This is a genomic window from Streptomyces sp. NPDC102437 (genome assembly GCF_044765565.1).
Classification (GTDB): domain Bacteria; phylum Actinomycetota; class Actinomycetes; order Streptomycetales; family Streptomycetaceae; genus Streptomyces.
This window is the reverse complement of record NZ_JBIWKI010000044.1, coordinates 39,205-45,968: the sequence shown is the minus strand read 5'-3', so window position 1 is coordinate 45,968 and position 6,764 is coordinate 39,205. Positions and strand designations below refer to the sequence as shown.

Genomic DNA, 6,764 nt, shown 5'->3' with positions numbered 1-6,764 from the left:
CCAGCCGCACCGTCGGCACCGGTCGCACCCGTCGGACCCGTCGCACCATCGACACCAGCCGCACCGGTCGCACCCGTCGGACCCGTCGCACCATCAAGGCCAGCGGCACCGGTCGCACCCGTCGGACCCGTCGCACCATCGACACCAGCCGCACCGGTCGCACCGGTCGGACCCGTCGCACCATCGGCACCAGCCGCACCGTCGGCACCGGTCGCACCCGTCGGACCCGTCGCACCATCGACACCAGCCGCACCGGTCGCACCCGTCGGACCCGTCGCACCATCAAGGCCAGCGGCACCGGTCGCACCCGTCGGACCCGTCGCACCATCGACACCAGCCGCACCGGTCGCACCGGTCGGACCCGTCGCACCATCAGCACCAGCCGCACCGTCGGCACCGGTCGCACCCGTCGGACCCGTCGCACCATCGACACCAGCCGCACCGGTCGCACCCGTCGGACCCGTCGCGCCATCAAGGCCATTGGCACCGGTCGCACCCGTCCCACCGGTCGCACCGGTCGCACCCGTCGCACCCTGCAGACCCGTCGCACCCGTCGCGCCCTGCAAGCCCGTCGCACCCGTCGGACCCTGCACACCCTGCAGACCCGTCGCACCCTTCGGACCCGTCGCACCCGTCGCGCCCTGCAAGCCCGTCGCACCCGTCGGACCCTGCAGACCCGTCGCACCCTTCGGACCCGTCGCACCCGTCGCACCCGTCGGACCGGTGGGCCCAGTCGGACCGGTGGCGCCGGTCCCCGGGTAGTCGTCGCAGAACGGCACCGTGGTCTGTGTCGAGATGTAACGGGCGCTCATCCAGCCACTGCCGTTGGACAGCAGGTACCACAGGTTGTTGCCACCGACATTCTGACCGGTCACCTGGCAGGCGATGGACACCTGGCCGCCGGACGGCACGCTGCCCACGATCGCCGACTGGGTGGTGGGACCGCTGCGGATGTTCTGAGAGGTGTTGGCGATGACCGTCCCGGACACGCTGGCCAGCACCCGGCTGGCCATCGCTCGGTTGGATGCCTGCGTACTCGTGGGGTTCGGCGTCCCGTGAGCAACGCTCATGGGACACAGCGCCAGAGTCAGGCCCAGCGACATGGCGCCCAGAGTCGAGCGAGACAGAATTTCCCAACTTCTCGATTTACACATCTCGGTTCCTAACCGCTTCTGCAGGGATTGGAGCCGTGAATGTGACAGCCGCGGCGAGTGATCGGCATATGCGCCACGCGCTGATCTGCCGTTTGAGCGCGGACCGCACCTCTTGGGAGTGAGGCCGCCACAACCATCTGCCCTTATTCTCAATGTAATTGGATCTATTGGTTATTTCGGCGGACTGTGTCGGACAACTGAGGGAATTCGGGTACGGAACCGAGCAGGCCGCCCCGGAGACACCGCGTCGCGCCCCCGGCGCTCACTTCCGATACAGCGCCTCGATCTCGGCCTCGAAGTCCCGCGCGATCGCGTCCCGCTTCAGTTTCAGCGAGGGCGTCAGATGGCCGCCCTCCTCGGTAAAGTCCACGGGCAGGACGGCGAATTTACGGATCGACTCCGCACGGGAGACCAGCCGGTTGGCCTCGTCGACGGCGCGTTGCAGCGCCTTGCGCAGCTCCTCGTCGTCGACGAGTTCCCGCATCGGCAAGTGCTGCTTCTTCTTCATCTGCCGCCAGTGGGCGAGCCCGTCCGGCTCCAGGGTGAACAGGGCGGTGATGAAAGAGCGGTTGTCGCCGACCACCACGCACTGGCTCACCAGAGGGTGGGCGCGCAGCCAGTCCTCCAGGGGAGCGGGGGTGACGTTCTTGCCGCCGGAGGTGATGATGATGTCCTTCTTGCGGCCGGTGATCGTGAGGTAGCCGTCCTCGTCGAGCGCACCCAGGTCCCCGGTGGCGAACCAGCCGCCCTCCTGCACGGGTACCGGCCGGCCCCGTTCGGCGTCCCAGTAGCCCTGGCACACCTGACCGCCGCTGAGCAGCACCTCTCCGTCGTCCGCGTAGCCCTCGAAGATCTCGATGCCCGCGCCCGCGTAGAACGCCGCGAGCCGGTGGCCCAGCGGGGAGCCGCCGCAGATCGCGTACCGGACATGGCCGCCGAGCGCGGCCCGGATCCGGCGGTAGACCAGCGGGTCGTGCAGGGCGCGGGCGGCCCGCAGTCCCAGCCCGGGGCCGGGGCCGGTGCCGTGTTCGGCGGCCTCGACGGCCTCCCCGTACCGCTGGGCGATCCGGGCGGCGCGGTCGAACGACGAGGCGCGGCCCATCTTCTCGGCGGTGGCCCGGCCGGTGCGGCTCCTCAACGTGGGGTCGGGTGATCCCGCCGGGTCCGTCCGGCGGCCGGTTCGTCCGAGGCGTCCGAGGCGTGGCGGACGCCTCGGACGTCAGGAGGAATCAGAGGCATGGCCTACGCCTCGGACACCTCGGGGACCAGGGGTCAGGGACGTTCGAGGATGGCCGTGACGCCCTGGCCGCCCGCCGCGCAGATCGAGATCAGGCCCCGGGACGGTCCGTCGCGCTCCGCCAGGAGCTCGGCGAGGGTGGCGACGATCCGGGCGCCGGTCGCGGCGAACGGGTGGCCGGTGGCGAGCGACGATCCCGCGACGTTGAGCCGGTCCCGGTCGACGGGGGCCAGCCCCTGCTTCTCCCAGGCCGCGAGGGTGGCCAGCACCTGGGAGGCGAACGCCTCGTGGATCTCGAACAGGTCGAAGTCCTCGATGGTGAGCCCGGCGCGCTCCAGCAGGCGCGGTACGGCGTACGCGGGCGCCATCAGGAGCCCGTCGTCGCCGTTCACGTAGTCGACGGCGGCGGTCTCGTACAGGGAGAGATGGGTGAGCGGCTCCAGGTCGTGTGCGCGCGGGCCCACTCCTCGCTCGCCAGCAGCAGCTGCTGGTTGGAGGAGTGCGCGTACGGGCCGTCGGAGCGCGCGAACGGAACGCGGCTGCCTCCGATGACCGCGCCCCTGCGGGGGTGCGGGAGTTCGAGGGGGATCATCTCGACCAGCTCCTGACTCTTGAGTAACCTTACTCCGGAGTAAATCTACGACCGAGCAGGGAGTCTGGACAATGGCCGACCGCTATCTGCACTTCACCGGCACAGCACCCGGCCGTTTTCTGACCCGGAGGCTCGGGCTCCCGCAGCCCGCCCCGCTGCGCCGCTGGTCGCGCGGGACCCCGACGCTGGACGGCCCGCTGCCGCACCTCACTGCCGGGGACTCCGCGGCCACCGAGGAGCTCGGCACGCTCCTCGCGGCCACCGGCCTCGAAGTCACCGGGAGCGCCGAACGCCCCGCCGGGGTCGTGCTGGACGACAACGGCCAGACGAACTACGCGGCGAGCAAGGCGGGCATCATCGGGCTGGTCCGCTCACTGGCCCCGCGCGCCGCCGCCGACCACGACGTCACGGTCAACGCGGTGGCCCCCGGCTTCATCGAGACGAAAATGACTGCGGCCGTCCCCCTCTTCATCCGCGAGGCGGGCCGCCGGATGAACTCCCTCGCGCAGGGCGGCCTCCCGGTCGATGTCGCCGAGACCACCGCCTGGTTCGCCCAGCCCGCCTCGACCGCCGTCAACGGCCAGGTCGTACGGGTCCGCGGCCAGAGCTTGCTGGGGGCGTGACACCCATGCCGAATCCGAACGTGTCACTTGTACGGGCAAGTGTCACGTCCCCGCTCAAGTGGGCCAGCGCCCCGGCGGGGATGTGAACCCATGCCGAATCTGAACGTGTCACTTGTACGGGCAGCTGTCACGCGGGCCGACTTCAGGGCCCCCGTCCTGCTGCCCGCCACCGTCACCTACGCGGCGGACGCCACCGGCTTCCAGTTGCGCGGCACCGGCCGCGTCCACCTCACCGGCCGGATCCTCGGCGGGGACGGTCCGCGGCCGGGCCCGGCGACTGCCAGGGACGGCCGTTCATAAGGTTCTCCAGCCCCGCCCAGGAGAAGTTCATCAGGGTGGCCGCGGCCTCCTTCGCCGAGACGCCCGGGGTCTCGTTCGCCCACCCGGCGAGCGACTCCGCGGCCCCCACGAGCGCCTGCGCGAGCCCCGACACATCGCGGTCGGGCAGCGCCGGGTCGTGGTGCGCCTCGCGCGCCGCGGCCCCGATCAGCTCCGTCACGAAAGCAACGAGCTCGTCCCGCATCGCCGTCACCTCGTTGGCGAACGGCTCCCCGTGCGTACGCGCCTGACGGTGCAGCACCGCCCAGCCGTCCGGGTGCTCCGCCGTGTGCGTGAAGAACGCCCGCAGTCCGGACCACAGTTGCCGATCGGCCGGCAGCCCCGGCTCCGCCCCCGCCCGCACCGCTCCGACCAGGGCTTTCGCCTCGCGCCTGATGCAGGCGGTGAAGAGCTCTTCCTTGGAGTTGAGATACAGATAGACGAGCGGCTTGGACACCCCCGCCAGCTCGGCGATCTCGTCCATCGAGGCGGCCCGGTAACCACGCTGCCCGAAGGTCTGCACGGCGGCGTCCATCATCTGCTGCTCACGCACGGCCCGCGGCATCCGTTTGCTCTTCACAGCACCCACGTCGACTTCCTCCCACCCCCGTGTGCCACTCCCCGGTAAGGGTACGGCGCGAGCCCCTGCCCCGTCGTACGCGGCGGAGCCCGCGGGGCCGCACGCGGGCCGGTACGGCACAGGAGCCCCCGGTCCTGCCGCGAGGCGGACCGGGGGCGCTCCTGTGTGCCGGGCGTGCGCGTGGTTACGCGGCGACCGCCACCTTCTGCGGCTCGCTCTCGCGCACCTCGTCGTCGACCGGGGAGGACGTGGCCGAGTTGTACGCGTCGTGGTCGAGGATCTTCTCGCGGGCCGAGACGATCACCGGGACCAGCGCCTGGCCCGCCACGTTGGTGGCCGTGCGCATCATGTCCAGGATCGGGTCGATGGCCATGAGCAGACCGACGCCCTCCAGCGGGAGGCCCAGGGTCGACAGCGTGAGGGTCAGCATGACCGTCGCACCGGTGAGACCGGCGGTGGCCGCCGAACCGATCACCGAGACGAACGCGATCAGGATGTAGTCACCGACACCCAGCTGGACGTCGAAGATCTGCGCGATGAAGATCGCCGCCAGCGCCGGGTAGATCGCGGCGCAGCCGTCCATCTTGGTGGTGGCGCCGAACGGGACGGAGAAGGAGGCGTACTCCTTCGGGACGCCGAGGCGCTCGGTGACCTTCTGGGTGACCGGCATGGTGCCGACCGAGGAGCGGGAGACGAAGGCCAGCTGGATGGCCGGCCAGGCGCCCTTGAAGAACTGCACCGGGCTGAGCTTGGCGACCGTGGCGAGCAGCAGCGGGTACACGCCGAACAGCACCAGCGCGCAGCCGATGTAGACGTCGGCGGTGAACGTGGCGTACTTGCCGATCAGGTCCCAGCCGTAGTCGGCGATCGCGTAGCCGATGAGGCCGACGGTGCCGAGAGGGGCGAGGCGGATGACCCACCACAGGGCCTTCTGGAGGAGCTCCAGGACGGACTCGCTGAGGGTGAGGATCGGCTGGGCCTTCTCGCCGAGCTGGAGCGCGGCGATACCGGCGACGGCGGCCATGAAGACGATCTGGAGCACGTTCAGCTCGGTGAACGGAGTGATCACGTTGTCCGGGATGATGCCGGTGAGGAAGTCGAGCCAGGAGCCCGCGTGCTCCGGCAGCTTGCCGTCCTTCGGCGTGAGCCCCGTTCCGGAGCCGGGGTTGGTGATCAGGCCGATCGCGAGGCCGATGGCGACCGCGATCAGAGAGGTGATCATGAACCAGAGCAGGGTGCGGGTGGCCAGCCGGGCGGCGTTGTTGACCTTGCGCAGGTTGGTGATCGACACCAGGATCGCGAAGAAGACGAGGGGCGCGACGGCCAGCTTCAGCAGCTGGACGAAGATGTGGCCGACCTTGTCGAGCGTGGTGTAGAGCCAGCCGATGTCGTACGTACGCGTGATCCAGCCGAGTACGACACCGAGGACGAGACCGGCGACTATCTGGGCCCAGAACGGGACCTTGGGTATGCGGAAACCGGAGCCGGACCGACTGCCGGCGGCGGTGGACGCGGGGTTCGCGGACACGGACACACTCCAGATGTGACGCATCGGGGCGCACGGGGACGGCCGTGCGGGGGGACGGGTGCGGCGCCCGCGTCAGGGGCGGCGCCGCTGCATGGTGCCGGTTCAGACGTTGCGGCAACAGACCGCGGACATACAGCGGCAGAGATCGACATGCAGGCGCTCCACGAGCGGGACGCTCGCGGCGAATCGATGGCGCACTGCTGTCTTCATGCCGAACACGTTAACACTTGAACTTTGAGAAGCTCAAAGCTCTTCTTTGACCCCGATGGCCCCGCACCGGTGCCGTCACCGCGCCCCGAACCCCGGCGGGAACGACAAAACCCCAGTACAGGAGCGGATGCTCCGGCGCTGGGGTTTCGAACGGAAACCATGCGGCTGTGAGGAAGGTTACGCAGCCCCTGCGGAACCTTCGCGGCGCCGCGGCCGTCAGGGGGTGACGTGGTCCTCGCGGGTGCGGTTCGCCTCGAGGCGCTCCTTGGCGCGGTCGACCTTGGACACGATCTGCTCGGACATCTCGTCGCGCTGCTTGCGCAGCAGCACGTAGCTGAGCGGCGCGGACAGGACCAGGGCCAGCAGGATCACCCAGACGACATTGGAACCGTTCGTCCCGGAGGGCAGCAGGCCGAAGTGGACGGCCACGGCGGCGACGACGAAGCAGCCGACGAAGATGCTGAGGCGCATCGCGGTGTACCGAATGGTCGCGCTCGGCTTGGCAGCGGACACAGTTGGCCC

At 70.0% G+C, this 6,764-nt stretch carries 5 protein-coding genes and 2 pseudogenes; 1 reads left to right on the top strand and 6 read right to left on the bottom strand.

Annotated elements, in window-relative coordinates; translation table 11 throughout:
- From ACIRJP_RS35045 to ACIRJP_RS35035, 3 genes and pseudogenes are all read right to left on the bottom strand, one after another.
- The coding region (locus ACIRJP_RS35045; RefSeq protein ID WP_404183299.1) for an SH3 domain-containing protein at window positions 1–1,013 on the bottom strand (1,013 nt) is incomplete at its 3' end.
- Between the two features lie 403 nt (window positions 1,014–1,416).
- A pseudogene (locus tag ACIRJP_RS35040) lies at window positions 1,417–2,280 on the bottom strand (long-chain fatty acid--CoA ligase); the annotation flags it as partial.
- 146 nt (window positions 2,281–2,426) lie between these two features.
- Window positions 2,427–2,875 (bottom strand): annotated as a pseudogene (locus ACIRJP_RS35035) (acetyl-CoA C-acyltransferase); the annotation flags it as partial.
- 179 nt (window positions 2,876–3,054) lie between these two features.
- Here ACIRJP_RS35035 and ACIRJP_RS35030 point away from each other — a divergent pair.
- Window positions 3,055–3,606, top strand: a complete 552-nt coding sequence (locus ACIRJP_RS35030) for an SDR family oxidoreductase (protein ID WP_404183293.1) — start codon at window positions 3,055–3,057, stop codon at window positions 3,604–3,606.
- A gap of 229 nt (window positions 3,607–3,835) precedes the next feature.
- On the opposite strand, the gene ACIRJP_RS35025 is transcribed toward ACIRJP_RS35030, so the two are convergent.
- From ACIRJP_RS35025 to ACIRJP_RS35015, 3 genes are all read right to left on the bottom strand, one after another.
- Window positions 3,836–4,489, bottom strand: a complete 654-nt coding sequence (locus ACIRJP_RS35025; protein WP_404183297.1) for a TetR/AcrR family transcriptional regulator — start codon at window positions 4,487–4,489, stop codon at window positions 3,836–3,838.
- 199 nt (window positions 4,490–4,688) lie between these two features.
- The gene (locus tag ACIRJP_RS35020) at window positions 4,689–6,032 is read right to left on the bottom strand and encodes a dicarboxylate/amino acid:cation symporter (protein ID WP_404183290.1); all 1,344 of its coding nucleotides are present in this window, start codon (window positions 6,030–6,032) and stop codon (window positions 4,689–4,691) included.
- A 426-nt stretch (window positions 6,033–6,458) separates the two neighbouring features.
- A complete protein-coding gene (locus tag ACIRJP_RS35015; protein WP_376633032.1) occupies window positions 6,459–6,713 on the bottom strand; it encodes a DUF4229 domain-containing protein in 255 nt (84 codons plus the stop codon).
- Window positions 6,714–6,764: the final 51 nt, after the last annotated feature.

Coding starts and splice junctions, on each gene's coding strand:
- ACIRJP_RS35030 (WP_404183293.1), top strand. CDS start 3,055: ATGGCCGACCGCTATCTGCACTTCACCGGCACAGCACCCGGCCGTTTT.
- ACIRJP_RS35025 (WP_404183297.1), bottom strand. CDS start 4,489: ATGCCGCGGGCCGTGCGTGAGCAGCAGATGATGGACGCCGCCGTGCAG.
- ACIRJP_RS35015 (WP_376633032.1), bottom strand. CDS start 6,713: ATGCGCCTCAGCATCTTCGTCGGCTGCTTCGTCGTCGCCGCCGTGGCC.